This window comes from Sphingomonas lycopersici, from assembly GCF_026130605.1.
In the GTDB taxonomy this organism is placed as follows: domain Bacteria; phylum Pseudomonadota; class Alphaproteobacteria; order Sphingomonadales; family Sphingomonadaceae; genus Sphingomonas; species Sphingomonas lycopersici.
This window is the reverse complement of the sequence record NZ_JANFAU010000003.1, coordinates 251,432-272,909: the sequence shown is the minus strand read 5'-3', so window position 1 is coordinate 272,909 and position 21,478 is coordinate 251,432. Positions and strand designations below refer to the sequence as shown.

24 protein-coding genes are annotated in these 21,478 nt (G+C 65.3%); 8 read left to right on the top strand and 16 right to left on the bottom strand.

Features of this window, described 5'->3' with window-relative positions; genetic code table 11:
* Positions 1–220 precede the first annotated feature (220 nt).
* The 7 genes from NED98_RS07980 to NED98_RS07950 all read right to left on the bottom strand — a co-directional run bounded on the left by NED98_RS07980 (position 221) and on the right by NED98_RS07950 (position 6,604).
* On the bottom strand, positions 221–844 hold the full coding sequence (locus NED98_RS07980) for a superoxide dismutase (RefSeq protein WP_265312525.1): 624 nt from the start codon (positions 842–844) through the stop codon (positions 221–223).
* A 154-nt stretch (positions 845–998) separates the two neighbouring features.
* Positions 999–1,406 carry a response regulator gene (locus NED98_RS07975; protein ID WP_265312524.1) on the bottom strand — a complete coding sequence of 136 codons (408 nt, stop codon included), beginning with the start codon at positions 1,404–1,406 and terminating at the stop codon, positions 999–1,001.
* A gap of 64 nt (positions 1,407–1,470) precedes the next feature.
* Entirely contained in the window at positions 1,471–2,091 is a 621-nt protein-coding gene (locus tag NED98_RS07970; RefSeq protein WP_265312523.1) for a response regulator transcription factor, read from the bottom strand.
* A gap of 1 nt (position 2,092) precedes the next feature.
* Entirely contained in the window at positions 2,093–3,955 is a 1,863-nt protein-coding gene (locus NED98_RS07965) for a PAS domain S-box protein (RefSeq protein WP_265312817.1), read from the bottom strand.
* 186 nt (positions 3,956–4,141) lie between these two features.
* A complete protein-coding gene (locus tag NED98_RS07960) occupies positions 4,142–5,209 on the bottom strand; it encodes a lysylphosphatidylglycerol synthase transmembrane domain-containing protein (protein ID WP_265312522.1) in 1,068 nt (355 codons plus the stop codon).
* Between the two features lie 170 nt (positions 5,210–5,379).
* Entirely contained in the window at positions 5,380–6,036 is a 657-nt protein-coding gene (locus tag NED98_RS07955; RefSeq protein WP_265312521.1) for a BON domain-containing protein, read from the bottom strand.
* Complete coding sequence (locus NED98_RS07950) at positions 6,005–6,604, bottom strand: hypothetical protein (protein ID WP_265312520.1); 600 nt, start codon at positions 6,602–6,604, stop codon at positions 6,005–6,007. Before NED98_RS07950 ends, NED98_RS07955 begins: the two co-directional genes overlap by 32 nt.
* A gap of 194 nt (positions 6,605–6,798) precedes the next feature.
* On the opposite strand from NED98_RS07950, the gene NED98_RS07945 reads away from it, so the two are divergent.
* From NED98_RS07945 to NED98_RS07935, 3 genes are all read left to right on the top strand, one after another.
* Positions 6,799–7,281, top strand: a complete 483-nt coding sequence (locus NED98_RS07945; protein WP_265312519.1) for an NUDIX hydrolase — start codon at positions 6,799–6,801, stop codon at positions 7,279–7,281.
* A 178-nt stretch (positions 7,282–7,459) separates the two neighbouring features.
* Positions 7,460–7,630 (top strand): hypothetical protein, encoded by a 171-nt coding sequence (locus tag NED98_RS07940; protein ID WP_265312518.1) that lies wholly within the window; start codon positions 7,460–7,462, stop codon positions 7,628–7,630.
* Positions 7,594–8,502 carry a universal stress protein gene (locus tag NED98_RS07935; protein WP_265312517.1) on the top strand — a complete coding sequence of 303 codons (909 nt, stop codon included), beginning with the start codon at positions 7,594–7,596 and terminating at the stop codon, positions 8,500–8,502. Before NED98_RS07940 ends, NED98_RS07935 begins: the two co-directional genes overlap by 37 nt.
* Positions 8,503–8,550: 48 nt before the next feature.
* Here NED98_RS07935 and NED98_RS07930 read toward each other — a convergent pair whose 3' ends face one another.
* On the bottom strand, positions 8,551–8,772 hold the full coding sequence (locus tag NED98_RS07930; protein ID WP_265312516.1) for a hypothetical protein: 222 nt from the start codon (positions 8,770–8,772) through the stop codon (positions 8,551–8,553).
* A gap of 127 nt (positions 8,773–8,899) precedes the next feature.
* Here NED98_RS07930 and NED98_RS07925 point away from each other — a divergent pair, with 127 nt between their 5' ends.
* Positions 8,900–9,220: a hypothetical protein gene (locus tag NED98_RS07925; protein ID WP_265312515.1), complete on the top strand. Its 321-nt coding sequence runs from the start codon at positions 8,900–8,902 to the stop codon at positions 9,218–9,220.
* Positions 9,221–9,273: 53 nt separating this feature from the next.
* Here NED98_RS07925 and NED98_RS07920 read toward each other — a convergent pair whose 3' ends face one another.
* Complete coding sequence (locus tag NED98_RS07920; protein ID WP_265312514.1) at positions 9,274–10,005, bottom strand: tyrosine-type recombinase/integrase; 732 nt, start codon at positions 10,003–10,005, stop codon at positions 9,274–9,276.
* A gap of 80 nt (positions 10,006–10,085) precedes the next feature.
* On the opposite strand from NED98_RS07920, the gene NED98_RS07915 reads away from it, so the two are divergent.
* A complete protein-coding gene (locus tag NED98_RS07915; RefSeq protein WP_265312513.1) occupies positions 10,086–11,363 on the top strand; it encodes an MFS transporter in 1,278 nt (425 codons plus the stop codon).
* Between the two features lie 29 nt (positions 11,364–11,392).
* Here NED98_RS07915 and NED98_RS07910 read toward each other — a convergent pair whose 3' ends face one another.
* A complete protein-coding gene (locus tag NED98_RS07910; RefSeq protein ID WP_265312512.1) occupies positions 11,393–12,694 on the bottom strand; it encodes an OmpP1/FadL family transporter in 1,302 nt (433 codons plus the stop codon).
* A 50-nt stretch (positions 12,695–12,744) separates the two neighbouring features.
* Positions 12,745–13,152, bottom strand: a complete 408-nt coding sequence (locus NED98_RS07905; RefSeq protein ID WP_179515247.1) for a DUF2147 domain-containing protein — start codon at positions 13,150–13,152, stop codon at positions 12,745–12,747.
* A 159-nt stretch (positions 13,153–13,311) separates the two neighbouring features.
* Between NED98_RS07905 and NED98_RS07900 the strand changes: the two genes are divergently transcribed.
* Genes NED98_RS07900 through NED98_RS07890 form a run of 3 tightly spaced genes read left to right on the top strand, consistent with a single transcriptional unit; the run spans position 13,312 to position 16,054 of the window.
* The gene (locus NED98_RS07900; RefSeq protein WP_432423306.1) at positions 13,312–14,991 is read left to right on the top strand and encodes a long-chain-fatty-acid--CoA ligase; all 1,680 of its coding nucleotides are present in this window, start codon (positions 13,312–13,314) and stop codon (positions 14,989–14,991) included.
* Positions 14,988–15,395, top strand: coding sequence for a MerR family transcriptional regulator (locus tag NED98_RS07895; protein ID WP_179515660.1), 408 nt, complete (start codon positions 14,988–14,990; stop codon positions 15,393–15,395). Before NED98_RS07900 ends, NED98_RS07895 begins: the two co-directional genes overlap by 4 nt.
* Positions 15,396–15,433: 38 nt before the next feature.
* Complete coding sequence (locus NED98_RS07890) at positions 15,434–16,054, top strand: uracil-DNA glycosylase family protein (RefSeq protein WP_265312510.1); 621 nt, start codon at positions 15,434–15,436, stop codon at positions 16,052–16,054.
* A gap of 144 nt (positions 16,055–16,198) precedes the next feature.
* Here the strand turns inward: NED98_RS07890 and NED98_RS07885 are convergent, their stop codons facing one another.
* The 5 genes from NED98_RS07885 to NED98_RS07865 all read right to left on the bottom strand — a co-directional run bounded on the left by NED98_RS07885 (position 16,199) and on the right by NED98_RS07865 (position 21,436).
* The gene (locus NED98_RS07885; protein ID WP_265312509.1) at positions 16,199–17,329 is read right to left on the bottom strand and encodes an NAD(P)/FAD-dependent oxidoreductase; all 1,131 of its coding nucleotides are present in this window, start codon (positions 17,327–17,329) and stop codon (positions 16,199–16,201) included.
* Positions 17,320–17,709, bottom strand: a complete 390-nt coding sequence (locus NED98_RS07880; RefSeq protein WP_265312508.1) for a Rieske 2Fe-2S domain-containing protein — start codon at positions 17,707–17,709, stop codon at positions 17,320–17,322. Before NED98_RS07880 ends, NED98_RS07885 begins: the two co-directional genes overlap by 10 nt.
* A gap of 90 nt (positions 17,710–17,799) precedes the next feature.
* Positions 17,800–18,984, bottom strand: coding sequence for a BaiN/RdsA family NAD(P)/FAD-dependent oxidoreductase (locus NED98_RS07875; RefSeq protein ID WP_432423305.1), 1,185 nt, complete (start codon positions 18,982–18,984; stop codon positions 17,800–17,802).
* A 3-nt stretch (positions 18,985–18,987) separates the two neighbouring features.
* Entirely contained in the window at positions 18,988–19,167 is a 180-nt protein-coding gene (locus tag NED98_RS07870) for a hypothetical protein (protein ID WP_132907286.1), read from the bottom strand.
* A gap of 88 nt (positions 19,168–19,255) precedes the next feature.
* On the bottom strand, positions 19,256–21,436 hold the full coding sequence (locus NED98_RS07865) for a TonB-dependent receptor (protein ID WP_265312507.1): 2,181 nt from the start codon (positions 21,434–21,436) through the stop codon (positions 19,256–19,258).
* Between the last annotated feature and the right edge of the window lie 42 nt (positions 21,437–21,478).

Sequence of the window (21,478 nt, the reverse complement as noted above, 5' to 3'; positions counted from 1 at the left end):
CATCCTGTGGATGCCGATCAATGCCCGCCCGCGGCGCTCACGTCGTTACGTATTGACCCTAAGGCGCGGCCACCGCGGCTGTCCGATTGGACGTCGAGGCCGGGGTAGAGGCGGTTTCGGTTGCCTTTCGGAAACGCGGCGGCACGGTCAGCCGCCAAAGCAATGTCGAACCGCGCCGGAGAATTCCCCGAGCGCGGCTCAATTGCAAAGCCAAGCGAATTCAGCCTGGCTGATCGGCACGGCTGAGCCCATTCCCGTCGAGGTTCTGCGCCACGAAATCCCAGTCGATCGCATTGCGCAGAATCGCCTCCGCGTAGCTCGGCCGCAAATTCTTATAGTCGATGTAATAGGCATGCTCCCACACATCCAGGATCAGGAGCGGCGCGGCACCGTGCGCGACGGGTGTATCCGCGTCGTGATAGGAGGTGACCTCGAGCTTTCCGTCCTTCAGATTGAGCGCCGCCCAGCCGCTCGCGAAATGGCCCACGGCCTCGGTCTTCAGCTTGTCGATGAGCCCATCGACCGAGCCAAATCCCTCATTGATCAAAGCCAGCAGTTCGCCCGTTGGCTCCTTCTTCACCGGCGACAGCCCCAGCCAATAGAAGCTGTGGTTCCAGATCTGGCCGACCTGATTGAAGAGCCCCTTGGGGCCGGACCTGGCGGTCAATTTGATGAGGTCGACGAGTGACTTGCCCTGAAACTCCGGGTTCGCGGCGACCAGCTCGTTCGCCTTCACGACATAGGCATTGTGATGCTTGCCGTGATGATAATCGAATGTTTCAGCCGAAATGATCTCGCCAAAAGCATCCTTGGCGTAAGGCAGCGGGGGAAGTTGAAAGGCCATGCTTTTGCTCCGGGTTTCAAAATGATCGAGGGAGATAGACCGTCCCGGTCGCGCTCGTGCAATATTGGATCGCTTGCCTCGGCGATAGAAATCCTGATCGCGCTACTCCCCCAGCAACCCACGGAGGTGACGAAGCGAGCATCCTTCTCAAGCGTCAGAACACGTCATGATAGCTGGCGTTGATCAGCCGGTTGATGCCGTTGATGAGCGCGTGGTCCTGGAACGGTTTTTCCAGAAAAAGATCGAAACCGGCGGTTCGCGCCGATGATCTCAGTTCCTCCGAGGGAAAGCCGGTCGTGAGAATCGCCGGCCCCATCCATCCGCGGGCACGCAGCGCGCCAAGAAGCGAAATGCCGTCCTGCACACCGAGCCGGTAATCGGCCACCAGGCATGCGGCCTCGACATTCTCTTCCCGAAGAAGCTGGCCGGCCGACGCGTAAGTCAGAACGTCAAAGCCGCGTCCACGCAGGAAAAGCTGCATCGACCGCCGCATGCTGTCATCGTCCTCAACCACCAGGATGCGGGGTTTGCGCCCGGCTTGCGCCCTCGATTGTGTACTCATCACATACTTTCCCATCCGGCGGATCAATGCCCGCCGGCGGCGCTGACGTCGTTACGTATTGGCCCTAAGGATCAATCCCCATGCCGGCCGCGAATGCGATGCGCAGCGCGTCGGACAGGCTGCGAACCTCGAGCTTCGTCATCAGATTGGCGCGATGCACCTCGACCGTGCGCGGCGATATGCCAAGGTCGTAAGCGATCGTCTTGTTGGGAAGCCCATGCGCCAGCCCGTCCAGCACATCGCGTTCACGCGGCGTAAGCACGCCGAGCACGACCTCCGCATCGGCAGCGCGCGCGGTGACCGTCTCGGCTTGCGCAATGCGCGCGCAAGCGGCCTCAATCGCGCCCAGAAGTGTGGTGCGTTCGAAGGGTTTTTCAAGGAAATCAGCCGCACCGCCCTTCATCGCGCGCACGGCGATCCCGATATCGCCGTGCCCGGTCATCACCACGACCGGCATGGTCACGCCCCGCTCGGCGAGAATCTGCTGGACCTCGAGCCCGTCGATCTCGGGCATGCGGATGTCGAGCAGGATGCAGCCGCGCTCGACATGCCGGACCTCCTTGAGAAAGGCCGCGCCCGAAGCCCAGGTCGTCACCGCATAACCCGCGGTCTTGAGCGCGTAGCTCGTCGACCGGCGCATCGCTTCCTCGTCGTCGACGATGTGAACAAGCCGTACGCTCGTCATGTCAATTCTCCGTCCGTGCGCGGGGCAGGGTGAAATGGAAACAGGTTCCGCCGCCGGCGCGCGCTTCCGCCCAGATGCGCCCGTCATTGGCTTCGACAATCGTCCGGCAGATCGAAAGGCCGAGCCCCATGCCGCCCTGCTTGGTGCTCACGAATGCCGTAAACAGCCGATCGGCCACTTCTGCAGAGATGCCGGGACCGGTATCGGCAACCGAGACGCGGATCATATTGTCGCCGTCGGGCCGGCTGGTCACCGTGAGCTTGCGCTCGGGGCTGTCGGTCATGGCCTGACAGGCATTGCGGATGAGATTGATCAGCACCTGCTGGATCTGGACCCGATCGACGAATACCGGCGAGGCATAAGGGTCGAGGTCGAAACTTGCCTCGATCCCACGCTCATGCGCGCCCATCAGGCCAAGGACCGATGCTTCATTGATGAGTGCGGGCAGCGGCTCGATCGTCCGCTCGATTTCGCCGCGGGCGACGAAATCGCGCAGGCGCCGGACGATATGACCGGCGCGAAGCGCATCCTTTGCCGCATCATCGAGCGCCTCGCGCATCAGCACGACATTTTCAGGCCGAAGATCGGCGAGCTGATCGCGCACCGCTTCGACATAATTGGCAATCGCGGCGATCGGTTGGTTGAGCTCATGGGCCAGCGTCGACGCCATCGTTCCCATCGCGCTGACGCGAGAAACATGGATGAGTTCGGACTGGAGGCTCTCCAAGCGCTCCTCGGTGCGGCGCCGTTCGGTAAGATCGCGGATGAAGCCCGTGAAGATCCGCTGGGCCGCGCCTTTCGCCTCGCCGATCGAAAGCTCCATCGGGAAGGTCGAGCCATCCTTGCGCGCCGCAAACACCACGCGGCCGGTGCCGATGATGCGTTTCTCGCCCGTTTCCAGGTAGCGCTGGATATAGCCGTCATGCCGCTCCCGGTCGGGCGACGGCATCAGAATCTTGACATTTCGCCCGATCAGCTCGGCCTCGTCATAGCCGAACAGTTTCTGCGCGGCGTTGCTGAACGACATGATCAGCCCGGCTTCGTCGATCACCACCATCGCGTCGGGAACGGTCGACAGGATCGAGCGCAAATGGCTTTCCCGTACCTTGGCGGTCTCCTCGGCGGCGCGCCGTTCGGTGATATCGGAGACGACCTTGGCGAAGCCGCGCAGGTCGCCCTTGTCGTCATAGAGTGCCGTCAGCGACACCGCGGCGAGAAACTCCTGGCCGTCCTTTCGGATGCGCCAGTCTTCTTCCTCGAGACGACCCTCGGCGCAGGCGCGGGCGAGATCGGCCGCCGGCTTGCCCGACGCGCGACTATCCGGGGGATAGAAGAGCGAGCTATGCTGTCCCAGCGCCTCAGCCTCGGTCCAGCCCTTGAGCCGCTCGGCGCCCTGGTTCCAGATCGTCACATAGCCGGCCGCATCGAGCATGTAGATCGCATGGCCCTGCGCGCCGTCGATCAGCAGATTGAGTTCTTCCGCCACGCTCGCCGCGTCCCGCGCATGCGCGGCGGCATTGCGATCACTGGCCACGGCGCGGTCGCGCGATCGCCTGATCGCTTCGCCCAGCAGGATGACGCCGGCGGCGACGAGCGAAAATGTCGCGGCCTCGACCACATCGGCCGGATGAATGCTCGGATAGCCCGAGAAATAGATCCCGAAACCCAGCGACAGGATCGCCGCGACAATCGCCGGGAGCGATCCGCACCACAATACCGCGCCGAGGATCACTGGCGCGAAGAGCAGATAGGGCGCCCGTTCGCCTAGCGCCGGCTGCAACGCCCAGCGTACGGCGGCGGCGACCAGGACAGCGCCGATCGTTACGCCGAGACGGGATGGTAGCGAACGCTCCCATAACGGCATTGCCACCGCGCCCTCCGTGCGCACGGTCAGGTGGTTGGAAAGCGTGGGTGCCTTGTTTTCGCGCCTGACCGTGGTCGCGCTATAACTGATTCGCAAAGGTAACAAAACGACCTCTTCGCCGCCGTGCCGTCGCGACCCGGGTGACGACCAGCTACAGCGAGGTTTGCTTTGTGGGTATGCGGGATCTTACCGATTGCCTCCTCGCGGAAGCGCGCCTCGCCTCTCGGAGCTCGATGCGGGCAAGCGGCGCATCGCACTGCGCATCAGCACCATTCCCGGAATGAGCGGGATCCAGAGCGTCAGGAGGCGCAGGAGCATCGTGCTCGCAAATGCTGCTTCAAACGGGACGCCGAGCAGCCTCAGCGTTGCGACCGAGGTCGCCTCGAACGTGCCGAGCCCAAGCGGGATTGGCCCAAGCGTGGCGACGATCGACGCCATGATGAGCGCAATGAAGCAGGTCGGGAATGCCGCCGCGCCGCCGAGCGCGCGAAGCGATGCGAACAGGGTCGCGGCATCAGCGAAGAAGACGAACGCGTTGCATGCCGCGACGCGCACGAGCAGCCCGCGGTCATTCAGCAATCCGGCCGGAGCCTGGCCGACGCTCTCAAGCAACGATCGCACCGGTCCGATTTGCTCCAGCCGGCGCGGAAGGGGAGCGCTCCCACGCTTGCGCAGCCACAATGCCAGGACTGGGATGGCAATCGCGACGCACAGGAACAAGGTCACTGTGCCGGCCATCAACGGCGTCGCACGATCATGCAGCCACAGGAGAATGAGCATCAGGATCGCGAACAATGCGTAAGCTGCATAGAAGCCGATCGTCGAAAGGAGCGGAACCGCAACGGCGGCCCCGCGCGAGATACCCGCTGCGCGAAGCTGCGCGACCAGCAGCACGTTTCCGCCAAGCCCTGCGCCAGGGAGCGCCTGATCCGCGAAGAGCTTGGTTATGGCGATCCGGACGAGAAGCGTCAGCCGGCGCGGCGCGCCCGCCTCGCGAAGGATCTCGCGCCACGAGATCGCCACGCTGACGTAAGTCGAAAGCTGGAGAATGATCGCGAGGCACAGCCAGATCGGTTGGGCCTCGCGCAACAGGCGCGCAAACGCCGCGATCTCGCCCCAATGCGCGATCGCGGTGACGAGCGCGGCGATGACCACCAGGCCGAAAAGCCAGCCGCGCCAGTTGCCTGAGACAAAGGCGCTGACACCGGAACCCCGGTCTTCCCGTCGATCCGATTTCACGGGCCTTTGCGACATCGCCTCTCCATCGCCTGGGGTGCCAAACGGTGAACATGCCGGATCCGGCGCGGGATCCCGCTTTTCCGCACTCTCCGTCGAACGAACCCGGCGGTCAGGCAGATAATGGAGGCGAGTGACGGCCGCTCGCGCATGCGCGGGCGGCCGTCCTGCTCCTCAGCGAGAGACGATCAAAATGCGACGATAATGTCGTCCTCGACCTTGTTCACGCCGGGCGCGGCCCAGGCCGCCCGCTCGGCGACACCGCGCTCGTTCCACGCCTTCACTATGCCGCCGAGCCGCACCGTGCTGCCCTCGGTCACGACGGTGACACCGCTCGCGTCGAGGTTGGCCTGCCGGCGAAACGCCGCCATGATCCGCTCCTTGACGTCCGCAGCCACCGGCAGCTTCTTGACCTCGATCAGGTTGCTGATGCCGAGGACCCCGGTGATCCGGCCGGCGGATTTGGCGGCCTCTTCCTTCTGGTAGAACCAATCGACATCGCCGGTGAGCGTGACCCAGCCATGCTCGACCGTGAGCTTGACCCTGTCCTTCGGGATCGAGACGTGCCAGGCGAACAGGTCGAGGATGCGCTTGGCGATCTCGTGGTCGGCGGTCTTGGGATCCGACGCGAAGCGAACCTTGATCTCCTCGGCGATCGCCTTGACCCCGGCGACGCGGCGCGCCGCCCGTTCGGCCGCCATTTTTTCAGGATAGCTTTTCACATAGCCCGAAAGCGTCACCACGCCGTCGTTCACCGCGATGCCGATATCGGCGTGATCGACGCGCGGGTCCCATTCGAGCTCCGCCATCACGTCATGCTGCAACTGGTTGTCGGTCTTGATCATCGCTCTTCTCCTTGGGTTTGCGCACGAAAGGGTATGGACGCGAAATCGGCTGGGCACCGGCGAGGCCGAGAATATTGGGGAATGTGAGCGCCACCGCGCGGCCCCGCGCGACGGGGTATTTTGCTCGCACGCGACCATGTGAGCCCAGTCTGAAATCGTGAATGCGAGGAGCCTCCGCGCCGGATGGACAATGATCTCCATCGTCACACACGAGAACCCACAGCCGCGAACCGATCTTGCGGTTGCGCACGATAATCCGGCGAGCACCGGCGATGCAGGCACCGGTGACCAGCTCGACGATCGTGGCGTCGAACGCGAACGGATCGGCGCGCATGCGGGCGTTCGGATAGCCGAGCGCGAGATCGAACTCGATTGCAGGACCGGCAAGAGCGCGCAGGATCGGCGCCAGCTCGAGAAGGCGCGCACCCGGGTCAATCGCAGCGATTCCCGTGGTCCTGCGCTTGCCATCGCCCGGGTTCGGCACGACGCGAGGTGGCGTCGGAAGATCGCCAAAAACCCCGAGCGGGAAGGGGGGCACGAGTCCCCGAAATCCTGATTGAACCTGCATTGGAATAAGTCCTTCCCGTCAGTCTCGGGTTCTTTTGAAACGACGGGGGCAGGGGCTCTATTCGCAATTCCCCTTAAGGGTCGGCTCGAGCGTCTCTCGGCCGTCACAATCATTTGCGCTGTGCACTGGTCTCATGACGTCGCGGTCGAAGTGCCTATTCTCCTCGCGTGGGCTGCTCCCTATCATCAGTAATCATGGCTATTGCCGCGCACCGCAGCCACAGCGCCGGGTTGCTGATCTATCGTCGCCGGGCGGGCGGGCTTGACGTCTTGCTGGCCCGCCCTGGTGGCCCGTGGTGGCGCAATCGCGATGCCGGCGCCTGGCAAATTCCCAAGGGTAGAATCGAGCCCGGTGAGGATCCTGAGGCCGCGGCCTTTCGTGAGGCACAGGAAGAACTCGGAGTCAGGCTTACCGGAGATGCGGTTGCGCTCGGCATTATCAAGCAGGCCGGCGGCAAGCGCGTTGCCGTCTGGGCACTCGAGCAGGAGCTGGATCCCGCCACCTTTAGAAGCAATGAGTTCGAGCTCGAGTGGCCGCCGAAGAGCGGCAAGATCAGGACGTTTCCCGAGATCGAAGAGGCGCGGTGGTTTGACCTTGCCGAGGCGCGCCTGATGATATTGCCAAGCCAGGGCCCATTGCTCGATGCGCTCGAGCGCGAGACAGCGAGCGTGCGCTAAAAACAAACCATCGGGGGCGTCTGATGTCGGTGAGGCCTGGCCATGGGCGTATCGCAACGGCTGCCACGCCTGGCTATCGTGGAGCGCAGCAAAGAGATAGCTCCGGTCTATCACGTATTTCCCCTGATATGAGGGCGATTATCATTCTGCCCGGAAACGAAAACCGGCAGATCCAAAGATGTCAAAGTTCGCGAAAAACCCGAAACGACCTTCGATGGCGAATGGCCATCGCATTTCGTTTGCTGCCTTTGTCGCGGCGGCGACCCTGGCGTTCATTGTCTTGGCCGTGCAGCACAGGATCGATGACATCTGGTGGATTCTCAACGGGCTATTGCAGCCCGCCGACTGAGCGCTGCCGGGGATTATGTTCAGCTATGGCAGGAACCTGAGTCATGCACCGCATTCTTGTTGCAACTGACTTTTCCTCCAACTCGGCTGCAGCGGGCGCAGTCGCTCGCCAGCCTGAATTGTGCCGAGCTTGACTTGGTTCACGTCGACGCGCGCCGCGACGATGAAACCGACCGGGCGCGCGCGGCCGGAAATCTCAAGGCGATCGCCGATGCGGAGGCATCAACTTCGCCATGCATCGCGCATGTTCGCACCCATCTGGCGACGGGCGACCCCGCGCCGTGTATCGCCGAGATCGCCGAGCGCCATGATGTCGACCTCATTCTGCTGGGAGCGCATCACAAGGCAGGCTGGAAGGAACATCTGCTTCCGACTGTCGCCGAGCAGTTGCTGCGCCTGACGCACCGGCCCGTCCTGGTCGTCCGCCGCCCTTCCGACGCACCCTATCACCGCCTGCTGGTGGCTGTTGCCGATGGCGTGCTGGCCCAATCGACGCTCGACCTGGCGCTGGCGGTGACCTCGCTCGACGAGATCGTCGCGGTTCATGCGTTCGTGCCGGATCTGCGCAATCGGATCCTTGCTGGCGGAGACGTCAGCCGAATCTGGCGTGACCAACAGGAAGCCCTCGAATCAACGCTGCAGGGGTTCGCCGCGCGAAATCCCCAGCTGCGTTTTTCCACAAATGCCATTGCGGTCGTCGGAGACACTGGCGACGTGCTTCGTCAGGCGGAGCAGGATTTCTCGCCCGATCTGACGGTCATTGTCACACATGCGCTACGCGGTCTCGCCAGGGCGCTGCACGGCAGCATCGCCGATACGCTGATCGAAGCTGGCGAGCACGATCTGCTGCTACAGGCGACGGCCGCCGATTGAGGTTGTCGCGCAGCGGAAATGAGAATTCCGAGCAATCCGGTTCGTCATTCAGGCGGCGAGTCGACCAAGAAAGGCTTGCGCCCTGACCCGGCGGCACAAGCCACGTAGAGCACAATTGCTGCAAATGGTGCGATCGAGCTCGGGTTGTGCTGCGCATTGCCCGATCAGCAGTCGCAGCATCGTCTGATGCGACGATTGGGCGTTGCGTCCCTGTGCAAGCCGCACCATGCTGCGTTCCTGCTCGGCGCGTTCGCGATACCAGTCGATCATCTTTTCGACTCCATGAATGAGGATGCAGTTGGAGCCGAATCCCCTCGAAACGAGAATCCGTATCATTCCCAATGATGCCGCAGCGAGAGTTGCCGCACTCTCCCGTTGGTCCCTTGGGAGATTGCTGATGTCGCGGATTTCGCCCGTATTGATCGCCGTCCTGCTCGCGGCCTGCTCGCATCCGTTGCCGAGCGCGGAGACAAAGGGTCACGACAATGTCGAGGGCGCTGCCAAGTTCGAGCATCTCAAAGCCTGGGATCGGGAGGGCGTATTGTTTCGCGCGGTTCGCGACGCCGGCTGGTCCTGCCAGCAGATCACCGAGGAAGCCGCGGTGGCCAGAAACCACGGCAATCCCGTCTGGCGGGTGCGCTGTGAAGACAAACAATATTATCTCGTCGAAATCGCGAAGGACGGCACCGTCGCCCTCGTTTCTCGGGCGATTATCTGAAGCCGATATCGGCGCCGGGCGGAACCAGAACGGCCGCGCCCTTTACCTGCCCGTCACGAAGTCGCTGCCCTGGCCGCATCGAGGATGGTTTCAATGCGCCCGCGTAAAATCCCTGCGGTCGGCGATATAGTCAGCCAGATCGGCTGCAAGGCAGCCAGCACGTCATCGGTCGTGATCGCATCGACGGGCAGGTCCAGCAGGTTCTTCGCGTGGTTTTCAATGCTGGCGCGCCATTGCTTATGGAGTTTGACACATCGCCAACCGCCCATCTGGCTATCGATATAGGCGTTCGCATATTCTCTGAAGGTTGGTGTGGCGCTTCTGGCACAGGTTTCATCAGCAACTGCCGCGGCAGCTTCCTCCTGGTCGCGCTTGGCTTCGAGAGGGTCATGGCCGGCGGCGAGCAACTCGCGTGCTTCCTCGGCCTTTCTGCGTGCGGTTGCGAGCGAGATGCAAGCAACTGAGCCAAGCCCCATCTCCCGACGACGCCCGTCGAGCGCCCATTTGAAGATCCACCTCTTCGAGCCCTTTTCGGTGATGCGCAGCCATAAGCCGCCGCCATCGCCATGCCAACCGGGGGTATTGAGTGCCTCGATGCCTCGCACGCTCAGCTTATTGATACCTCGTCCCATAAGAATTGCCTTCGGTTTGTCATACTCCGCCTCCGTGGCTGCGAGTTCCGAATCGCCTGATCTGTGTCCGTGTTTCTGTCCGTGTTTTGGCGTCGGATTGGATCGGATTGTTCCGAACCGGTCCGAACCAGCTAATTGACGAAAATGCGTCACGGGCTAAGGAGCTCTGCCGCAAATTTAGCAGAATATCGCTGTTTTTCAAAGCGATGAAAGACGGGTTGCCGATGCCATAGATGGCCGCTAGGCTATTGATCTTGCAGCCGCTCGACCGCCGATCCCTCGCCCTGGCGACCATTTCGACCGTCGTCGAATGGTACGACTTCACGCTCTTCCTCTATCTCACGACCGTCCTCTCACGGTTGTTCTTCGTCGGCGAGAATGCGGTGCTGACGACATTGGCGGGGTTTGCGGTCGCTTATCTGTTGCGCCCGATCGGCGCGATCGTCTTCGGGCATTTCGGCGACCGTCACGGCCGCCGCGCGACGCTGCTCGCCTCGATGACGCTGATGACCGTGGCGATGGGACTCACCGCGCTCTTGCCGACGGTGGCGCAGATCGGCCCTGCCGCGGGGATGTTGTTGCTGCTGCTGCGTTGCGTAATGGGGTTCGCGGTCGGCGGCGAATATACCGGGGTGGTCGCCTATCTGCTCGAGGGAGCGCTGCCGCACCGGCGCGGGCTCGTCACCTCGCTTGCGGCAGCGACGAGCGAGATCGGCGGATTGCTCGCGGCGGGGGTGGCGGCGCTGACGGTGAATTTGCTGCCGACCCCGGCGCTCGACGCCTGGGGATGGCGCGTGCCGTTCCTGATCGGCGCAGCCCTCGCCGGCGCGATCCTTGTCGCGCGGGCGGCGATGCGCGAATCCCCCGAGTTCGAAATCCAGCGCGCCGCCGGGACGCTGGTGCGCCACCCGCTCGGCCATGCGCTCGCCCGACACCGCCCCGGCGTGCTGCGCGGTTTTGCGATCTCCGCGTTGGGATCGATCACTTATTATGTCGGCATCACCTATGTGCCGATCTATCTGGTGTCGACCGGTGGGTTGACCGAGGCCAAGGCGTTGCAGCTTGCGACGATCGCCGGGGTTGCGGTGATCGTGGTGACCCCGCTGGCCGGCGTGCTGGCCGATCGGTTCGGGCGGCGGCCCGTCCTGGTCGGGCTCGCCTTGCTGTCGGCTTTGCTGCCTTACCCGCTGTTCCGGTTGCTTGCCGGCGCCGAGACCGGGCCGGCGATCGCGGGGGCGGTGCTGCTCGCGATCCTGGCAGGCGGAGTCAGTGCTGTCGGCGCGGTGGCGACCGCCGAGCAGGTGCCGGTCGAGGGCCGGCTGAGCGGGCTTGCGCTCGGCGCGACCAGTGCGACCGCGCTGTTCGGCGGATTGACCCCGTGGTTGGCGCAGATTCTCACCCAGCGAAGCGGCGCGCCCGCTGCACCGGGGATGATGATCGCGCTGGTCGCGCTGGGGGTGCTCCCGGTGTTGCTTGCGCTTCCCGAGACGCGGCCGCGCGGCGCGGACTGACGGTCAGCCCACGCCGCGCGGCCGTGCCGTCAGAGTGCCATCCGCGCGCCGAGCGACAAGACGAAGGCGTGGGCCTTCTGCAGCTCGCCGTTGGTCAGGATCGGGGTCTGCGCCGGGGTCCCGACATAGGCCGCGGTGATGCGGTCGATCGAGGAATCGGCGAAATCGACGTAATTCGCCGCCGCATCGACGGTGAAATGACGGTTGACCGCATAGCTCGCGCCGACGCCGTAATTCCAGCGATTGGCATCGGGGACGCGCGCGTCGCGTTCGCCGTCCTGCGTCGGGGTGAGCGCGCGCTGGACGCCGGCGCGCAGCGTGAGCGCGGGGGAGACCGCATAATCGATGCCACCGGCGAGGCTCCAGCTATCGCGGTAGTTTTCCGGGATCGCGGTGTTGAGCGGCGCGCCGAGCCCGATCGCGTCGAACTTGCTCCAGGTATAGCGCACCGCCTGCGCGTTGAGCGTGAGCGCCTTGGTCGCGCGGAAACGCCCGCCGACGATGATCTGCGCCGGAGTGTAGAAGCTCGCGCGGACGCCCGAGAGCGACATGTTCGATCCCGCCAGCGGCCCGAGCAGCCCCGAGACCGTGAGATCGCCCTTAAGATTGTGCTTGATCGCTGACTTATAGGCGATGCCGACGGTCGCGAAATCATTGTGCATCTGCAGCCCGGCGGTCCAGCCGACATCCCAGCCGTCGCCCGACAGCTTCTGCTCGCCGTCGGGCAGCGCGGCGGACAGGTTGGGCAACTTATTGCTGAGCGAGGCATCGGTATATTCGACGTTGACCGCGCCGCCGACGCGCAGCCAGTCGGTCAGCGCCACCGCCAGCGACGGCTGGATATCGACCGTGCGCAGCCGGGTGCGATCGGCCGAATAGCGCGCCCAACTCGAGCTGCTGTAATCGGTGGTGAAGCTGTACGGCGAGGTCACCGCGAGGCCGAAGACCACGCCGCGGGCGAGTGGCGCGACGAACGCGCCCGACGGCAGCACCCCGTTGTTGATCGGGTTGCGCGACACCGCGTCGCCGCCGACTGGCGCTGGGCCTTGCGCGGGGCGCACGATCACCGTTCCGCGATCGACCACCTGGCCGCGCGGCAGGATCGCGGAGGCGCTCAACGTCCCCTCGATCCCCTCGGCGTCGGCGATCGCCGCCGGGTTCCACCACAAGGACGCCGCGCCGGTATCGGCGACCTCGCCCGAAAAGGCGCGGCCGGCGCCGCGCGCGGATTGCTCCTGCAGATAGAAGGCCTGGGCATTGGCCTGCCCGACCAAGGCGAACATTGAGGCGAACGCGCCGGCGGCAATGGAAACTTTGAGGGAGGGGGACATGCTTACTCCTTTACGCTTACGCTTCACTCGAACTTTTGGGAGAGATTGACTCAATTGACGCGGACCCAGGTCTGCGTCTTGCACAGGGGCACGAAGACGCAGCCGCGCACGCTGAGCCTGTCGGCGCCGAGCGGCGTGACCTTGGCGCTATAGGTGCGCCCGTCGTCGGCGTTGTAGATCTTGCCGCCGCTCCAGCCGTCGGCGGATTGGGTAAAGCCGCTGAGGATCATCAGCCCCTTGAGCGGCCGGTTGCGCAGGCTTTCGTCGCGGTTGTTGAGATCCTTGAGCGCGGGATCGGTGCGCAATTTGTCCGAGGTGACCAGCCGGCCGCAAATCGATGCGCCGCAGCGCTGGATCTCGACGATGCCGTTCTTGGTTTCGGTGCGCCAGCGGCCGATCACCGCATCGGGGGTGGCGCTGCCCGCCGCCGCGAGTGCCAGCAGAGTCGTCGCGATCATTTTCCTCTCCCTTCCTCGAACGACGTGATTGCGGGTGACCTATTGGTATTCTATCTTCCCTATAGGTCAGGTCGCATAGGCAAGAGCCGATCGGTCGACAACCGATTTGTGACGAGCTGCGGCAAACGGTGGCGAATTGCGTCGAGCACGGGAGAGAAAATGGTGACGAAACAGGCAATTGCGACAGGTGCCCGACTCGATTCGACGCCGCGCCCGCTTACCGACCTGTTCGACGCCACCGTGCTGAAACACCCTGAATGGGCCGCGATCGACTTCATGGGGCGGGTGACGAGCTATGCCGAGCTTGCCGAAGCCGTCCGGCACGCGGCGGCGGGATTGCAGGACCTCGGCGTCGGAGCGGGCACGCGGGTCGCGCTGTGCATGCCCAACATGCCGCATTATCCGATCCTGTTCCTCGCGACGCTGCGGCTCGGCGGGGTCGTCGTCAATGTGAACCCGCTCTATGTCGAGCGTGAGCTTCACCATCTGCTCGAGGATTCGGGGGCGCAGGTGATCGCGACCTGCGATCTTACCGATGTCCACGCGCGCGTCTCGGCGGTCGCGGCCGAGCTCGGCGTCCAGCACGTCATTACCTGCCCGATCGCGGAGGGGCTGCCGACGCTCCAGCGCATCGCCTATCGCCTGTTCCGGCGGAAGGACATCGCCCCCGCCCGGCACGGGCCGCAGCATATCACCTATCACGATATGGTGGCGAGGCGCGGGGAGCCGACGCCCGTGGCGGTGTCGCCCGATGGGGTGGCGGTGCTGCAATATACCGGCGGGACCACCGGGCTGCCCAAGGCGGCGATGCTGACCCACGCCAATCTCGTCGCCAATGCCGATGCGATGGTCGTCCATGTCGGCGGCGAAAGCGCGACGCAGGATCGCGTGCTCGGCGTGCTGCCGCTGTTCCACGTCTTTGCGCTGACAACGGTGCTCAGCTTCTCGATCCGGGTCGGCGCGCAGATGATCCTGATGCCGCGGTTCCGGCTGGAGGATGCGCTCAAGACGATCGCGCGGACGCGCCCCACCTTCTTCCCCGCGGTGCCGACGATCTTTGGCGCGATCGCCGGCGTCGCGGCGACGCGGTCGATCGACCTCTCAAATATCCGCGCGTGTATTTCGGGTGGCGCGCCGCTGCCGGCCGAGGTGCATGACGCCTTCACCCGCACCACCGGCGCGCGGCTGGTCGAGGGCTACGGCTTGTCCGAAGCCTCGCCGATCATCACCTGCAACCCGATCGACGGCCCGGCGCGCGCGGGATCGGCCGGGGTGCCGTTTCCCGGCACGACGATCGAAATCCGCGATCTTGCCGATCCCGCCCGGCTCTGCCCCGAGGGCGAGCGCGGCGAGATCTGCGCGCGCGGGCCGCAGGTGATGAAGGGCTATTGGGGGCGCGACGACGAAACCCGCAAGGTGTTCGTCGACGGCGCGCTGCGCACCGGGGACGTGGGCTATCTCGATCCCGACGGCTATCTGTTCATCGTCGATCGCATCAAGGATGTGATCATCAGCAGCGGCTATAACGTCTATCCGCGGGTGATCGAGGATGCGCTGTACGAGCATCCCGCGGTGGCCGAGGCGGTGGTGATCGGGGTCGACGATCAATATCGCGGCCAATCGCCCAAGGGCTTCGTCACGCTCAAGCCCGGGGCGAGCGCGACGCCGGAGGAATTGCGTGCCTTCCTTGCCGACAAGGTGAGCAAGATCGAGCTTCCCCATGACATCGAAATTCGCGATGCTCTGCCCAAGACACTGATCGGCAAGCTTTCGAAGAAGGAGCTGGTCGAAGAAAGCAAAGGCCGCGGGGCGGCGCTCGGGGGAGGGGGCGGACAATAGTGGAACAGCAAGACGATCTGCGCGGGATACAGGATGTCGCGACCAGCCTCGGCATCACGCCGCGCGCGCTGAGGCTGTACGAGGATCGCGGGCTGATCGCGCCGTGCCGCGTCGGCAATGCGCGTATCTATACCCGGCGCGAGACCGCGCGGATGAAGCTGATCCTGCGCGGCAAAAGGCTCGGCTTCACGTTGCGCGACATCAAGGAATTCCTCGATCTATACGACGCCGATCCGCAGCATATCGAGCAATTGGCGACGCTTGCCGAACGGTGCCGCGGGCGGATCGACGAGCTGGTCGCACAGCGCGAGGCGCTGACGATGACATTGGTCGAGCTCGAGGCGATCGAGCGGCAGGCGCTCGCCGCGATCGCCGAGCGGCAGGCGGCACAACCGGTCAGCTGAGCTTGTCGTCGCGCGCGGCGACACCGACATTGCCCGGCATGTCCGATCCCTTCGTCCAGCTTCTGGCGGATATCCGCGCGTGCCGGCGGTGCGCGGACAATCTCCCGCTCGGTCCGCGTCCGGTGGTGCAGGCCGATCCTGCCGCGCGGCTCAGGATCGTCGGGCAGGCGCCGGGGCGCAAGGTGCATCAAAGCGGGGTGCCGTGGGACGATGCCTCCGGGGTCCGTCTGCGCGACTGGCTGGGGCTGACGCCGGCGCAATTCTACGATCCCGCGAAGGTCGCGATCATCCCGATGGGCTTCTGCTATCCCGGCAAGGCGGCGTCGGGCGATATGCCGCCGCGTCGCGAATGCGCGCCGCGCTGGCATGATCGGCTCAATGCCGCGCTGCCGCATATCGGCCTCACGATATTGGTCGGGCATTATGCGCAGGCGCATTATCTGGGCGGTATGCGCAAGGCGACGCTCGGCGAGACGGTGCGCAGCTGGCGCGATTATCTGGCGTCGGGCTGGCTGCCCTTGCCGCATCCGTCGCCGCGCAACCAGCCGTGGCTGGTCAAGAATCCGTGGTTCGAGGCGGAACTGATCCCGGCGATCCGCGCGACGGTTGGGGCTATGGCGCAGATAAAGTCCGACTCATCTCTCCGCCATTTGCCCTGAGCTTGTCGAAGGGCGTCCGGGGCGAACGGCTCGTCTGCAAAATACGGCATAAGCTATTATTTTGCATATATTTATCTAAAAATCGGCCACCCTCGCGGCACGCGCTACTCGTGTGAACTTCGTGAACTTTGCGCGGGTCCCGTCCTAGACGGTCAACTCGACACCGATCTTCAGCGAGCGCCGATCGCGCCCCACCGTGGCGAGCGCGAGCAGCCGGCCGCCGCTGGCGAACGCGACCTCGGCGTCGTGATGCGCGAGCGACCCGCCGACATGCGGCGGATCGAACGCCTCGGCGTGCCCGATATAGCGGATCTCCGCACCGGGATGGACGCTCCAGAAATAGGGCGGATCGGTGAACGGCGCCGCGTCGCCAAGGATCGCCCGCGCGACATGCTGCCCCTGGCGCCCGGCGTGGACCCAATGTTCGATGCGGATCGGCTGGCCGTTATGCGGATCGGGAAAGCGCGCGACATCGCCGGCGGCATAGATGCCCGGCGCGCTGGCGCGTAGCTGCGCGTCGACCATGATGCCGCGATCGACCGCCAGCCCGGCCGCCTCGGCCAGCGCGACGCGCGGGCGCACCCCCATGCCGAGCACCAGGAAATCAGCGTCGATCGCCGTCCCGTCGTCCAGCGCCAGCCGCCCGTCGCTCCACCCGGTGACGCCGTGCCCGAGATGGAAGACGACGCCCGCCTGCCCATGTAGTCCACGCACCCAACGGCCGATGTCGTCGCCCATCACCCGCGCCAGCGGGATCGCCTCGGGCGCGGCGACATGCACCTCAAGGCCCCGCGTACGGAGCGCCGCGGCGGTTTCGAGCCCGATGAAGCTCGCGCCGACCACCGCGACGCATTTGGCCTGCCCGGCGGCGGCGATGATCGCATCGGCGTCGCGCAGGCTGCGCAGGACGTAGGCGTCCGGCCGGTCGAACCCCGCGATCGGGGGACGGATCGGCTCCGCGCCGGTTGCGATCAGCAGTGCGTCGTAGTCGAGGCTCTCCCCGTTCCCAAGCGTGACGCTCTTTGCAACGGGATCGAGCGCCGCCGCGTCGGTGCCGAGCCGCAGGTCGATGTCATGATCGGCGTACCAGCTCGCGTCGCGCATCGGCATCCATTCGGGTTGCGCGTCGCCGGCGAGATAGTCCTTCGAGCAATTCGGCCGGTCATAAGGCGCATCGGCATCGGCGCTGAGCATCGTCACCGATCCGTCGAACCCCTTGCGGCGGAGCATCTCGACCGCGGCGAACCCGGCCGCGCCGCCGCCGATCACCACCACCCGGCGCGGCTCGCCTGCCGACGCGCGGCGCGGCGGGGTAGGCGTCTCGTCGAGCGCTTTGCCGACGCGATCACGCCACCGGCTTCGGAGATCGCCCAGCGCTTGAGCGGATCGGTCGCCGGCGCGGCGAGCGCCTCGCCGGTGCGCAGGCAGAAATGCGCATGATGCCACGGGCACCGCACCGTTTCGCCGACCAGCAGCCCGTCGACGAGCGGGCCGTGATAATGCGTGCAGAGCGCGGCGACGGCGAACAACCTGCCGCCTACCCGAGCGATCAGCACCTCCTCGTCACCGACGGTGCCGGCGATCATCGTGCCCTCGGGAAGATCGGTCGAGGGGATGCCCCCGGCAAGATCGGGAACCCGCGTTTCCTCGCTCATCGGCAGACCCTCCTTGCCTGCTTCGCGCGCAGTCGGCGGCCGCAGGGCAGGCGCAGGTCCAATCGATCGAGCGTTGTTATTGTTCCGTAATCAACCCGCCAGCGCCTGGCCTGCCGCTTGTGCGCTCGCCCAGGCCCATTGGAAATTATAGCCGCCGAGCCAGCCGGTGACGTCGACCGCCTCGCCGATGAAATACAGGCCGGGCACTTCGCGCGCCTCCAGCGTCTGCGACGAGAGGCCGGCGGTGCTCACCCCGCCGGCGGTGACTTCGGCCTTGGCGAAGCCCTCGGTGCCATTGGGGGTGAAATGCCACGCGGCGAGCGTCTGTTCGGCGGCGGCGAGCTTCGCGTCGGGAATGTTGGCGAGTTCGCCGCTCAGCCCGATGCGCTCGACCAGCGCGGTAACCAGCCGCTCGGGCAGCGTACCGGCGAGCGCGCGCGCCATCGTCGCGCGCGGCGTCGTGCGTTTGGCCTGTTTGAGCCACCCCGGCGCGCGATCGGGCAGGAAGTCGATCGTCACCGCCTCGCCGTGGCGCCAGTAGGATGAGATTTGCAGGATCGCCGGCCCGGAAAGCCCGCGGTGCGTGAACAGAGCCGCCTCGCGGAACGCAGCCTTGCCCGCGGTCGCGGCGACATTGGCCGAGACGCCCGAGAGGGTGCGGAACAATTGCTCGTCGTTGCCGAGCGTCAGCGGCACCAGCGCGGGACGCGGCTCGACCACCTTGAGCCGGAATTGTCGGGCGAGGTCATAAGCGAAGCCCGTCGCCCCCATCTTGGGGATCGACGGACCGCCGGTCGCGACGACCAGCGCGGGCGCCTCGGCCGAGCGGTTGCCCCAGCGCACCCGGAACCGCGCATCGGCATGATCGATGGCCGCGATCGGGTGACCAAGCGCCAGTTCGACCCCGCCGCGCGCGCCCTCGTCGAGCAGCATGTCGACGATCTGCCGCGCCGAGCCGTCGCAGAACAATTGGCCGAGCGTCTTCTCATGCCAGGCGATGCGATGGTGCGCGACCAGATCGAGAAAATCGGCCGGCGTATAGCGCGCCAGCGCCGATCGCGCGAAATGCGGGTTGGCGGAAAGGAAGCGATCGGGCGCGGTGCCGATATTGGTGAAATTGCACCGGCCGCCACCCGAGATGAGGATCTTCTTGCCCGGCCGGTCCGCGTGGTCGATCAGCAGGACGCGCTTGCCGCGTTGCCCCGCGACCGCGGCGTACATCAGCCCGGCCGCGCCGGCGCCGAGCACGATCGCGTCATAATCCTTGGCCGACACGGCTCAGTGCAATTTGGCGATCGACAGGCCGTCGAGCTTGGCGCGTTCCTTGACCGATTCCTCGCTGCGCGTCAGCGCCTTGGCGATCGCTTTCAGCGCCATTCCCTTCTTGGCGAGGGTATGGAGCTTCTGGATCTCGTCGGGGCGCCACGGCTGGCGATGTCGTTCAAAGCGTTCGGCCATGCCGCCTCTTAGCGCTTCGGCGCGGGAAGGGCCATGTTGTTCCGAGCACCTTCCCTCCCTTGCCCAAGAGAGGGGAGAAAGCGCAGGCTTACAGCGTCTTCACGCCCAGGCTGACGAAGAAGGTTCGCCCCGGCCCCGGGATCGCGCCGCTGCCGACGCCGGCGGCATAATCATAGTTGCGCGCGTCGCCGATGTTGCGCACCCCGCCGCGGATCGTCCACGGGCCGTTGAGCAAAGCGGCGGTCACGTCGACCATCGTCGCGCCGGGCAGAAGCCGCGTCTGCGCGGTGTCGCCGAAATAGTCGCTGCGATAGCGCAGGCCCGCGGCGAGCTGGAGCGTGCCGATCTTCTCGGGCAGCGCGATGTCGTAGCTGGTCCAGACATTGCCGATCCGCTTCGGCACGCTCGGCACGCGCTTGCCGATCTGGCTCGGGTTCTGCGGATAATCGGTCAGCACCGCATCCTGCAGCGTGAAATTGGCGTTGATGTTCCACGCCGGCACCGGGCGCAGGCTGAGATCGGTCTCCCAGCCCTTCACGCGATAGGAATAGACCTCGGACTCGTTGAGCACGATGACATAGACGTTCTTGCGCGTCGTGTGGAACAGCGAGGAGGAAAGCGAGAGCCAGTTCCCCTGGCGGAAACGCAGCCCCGCCTCGACCTGCGTCCCCGTTTCGGGCACCTGGCCGATGCTTTGCGGCTCCTCGGTATTGAAGATCGGATAGCTGTTGCTCGCATAGCCGCTGAACAGAGCGAAGGAATCGGCGATCTGATAGACCGCGCCGACATCCCATTCGAAGCGTTCGTCGTTGCGCACCACCGGCTGGCCGGGGATGAACGCGCAGGTCGTCGTCGGCTGCGGCGCATTGCACGGATGCTCCGATCCGGGATTGGCCGGAATGACCGAGCGGCCCTCGGCCGCGGTCCCGAACCAGTCCTCGCGCCCCGCGAGACGTAGTTTCAGCCGCGGGGTGATATCGATCTGCGCGGTCGCATAGAGGCCGTAGAACCGTCCGTCGACCTTGGCGTCGTTGCAGCTATGCGCCCGGTCGCACTGGAAGTTGAGCGCGGCGAGGTTCGTTTCCGGTGTCACCGGATGATAGATGTCGGGGATATTGGGCAGATCGGCGGTGCTGCGCCGCGTGGTCGCGCTGACGTTGCGATATTCGAACCCGGTGAGCAGGGTGATCGGCATCGCGCCGGCGGTGAACTTCCACGTTGGCTCGGCCTGAACGACGAAATCGTGGATATTGTCCTGCTGCTGGCGAAGCTGCCGGCCGGTGAGCGCGATGCCGGCGATGCGGCCGCCTGCGTTGCGGGCGAGACCGATGTTGCGATCGGTGTAAGCGGCGCGCAGATTGACGACGAGGCTGTCGCTCACCGTCCACGCATCGCTGAGGAACGCGCGCTTGATCGACTGATCGGCGAAGGCGAACGGCGTGTAATAACGGCTGTCGAGATCGACCTTGATCGGGTCGACTCGCGTGCTCCCCGCGGCCGGCAGGGCGAACGGGATGCCGATCGCATCGGGGCGCATTTCGATCCGGCGATATTCGAACCGCGCGAGGATATCGTGGTCGGCGGGGTGGAAGGCGAGCGCGCCAGAGACCTCGCCGCTGCGGTTGCGCGTGCCGCGATAGCCGTCCGAGCGCTGGAACTGGCCGTCGATGCGCGCATTGATCCCGCCGCCGATCGCGCCGTCCAGTGATCCGTTGGCGGTGACCGTGTCGAACGAGCCATATTGCAGGCTGGCGCTCGCCGCGGCGCGGTCGGTCGGGCGGTAATGGACGAGATTGATCGTGCCGCCGGGCGCGCTGGTGCCGAACAGCGCCGATCCCGGCCCCTTGAGCACCTCGACCCGCTCGACGCCGGTCAGCGAATGGACATAGCCGCCAAGATCGGAGGTCGTGTCGGGCAGGCCGTCGTTGAGGAAGGTGACGTTGAGCCCGCGCGAGACGAAACGGTCGTAGAAACCGAACGAATATTGCCCGCCCTGGACGAGCCCGCTGACGTTGCGCAGCGTATCCTTGAGCTGGGTGCCGCCTTGCTCGTCGATCAATTCGCGCGGGACGATCTGGATGCTGCGCGGAAGATCGAACAATGCAATGCCGGTCTTGCCAAGCGCTGCGGCCTCGTCGAACGGGGTGGTCGACTGCGCGGTGACGACGACGGTCTGATCGGCGGGCTCGTCCGCAGCGAGCGCCGGCGTGCTGCCGATCGTGGCCGCGAGTACCAGCAGCGAGGCGCTACGGATAAGGGGCATTTTCATTCGATACTCCCGATGAACCTGTTGGCGGCCTGCGCGCCGCCG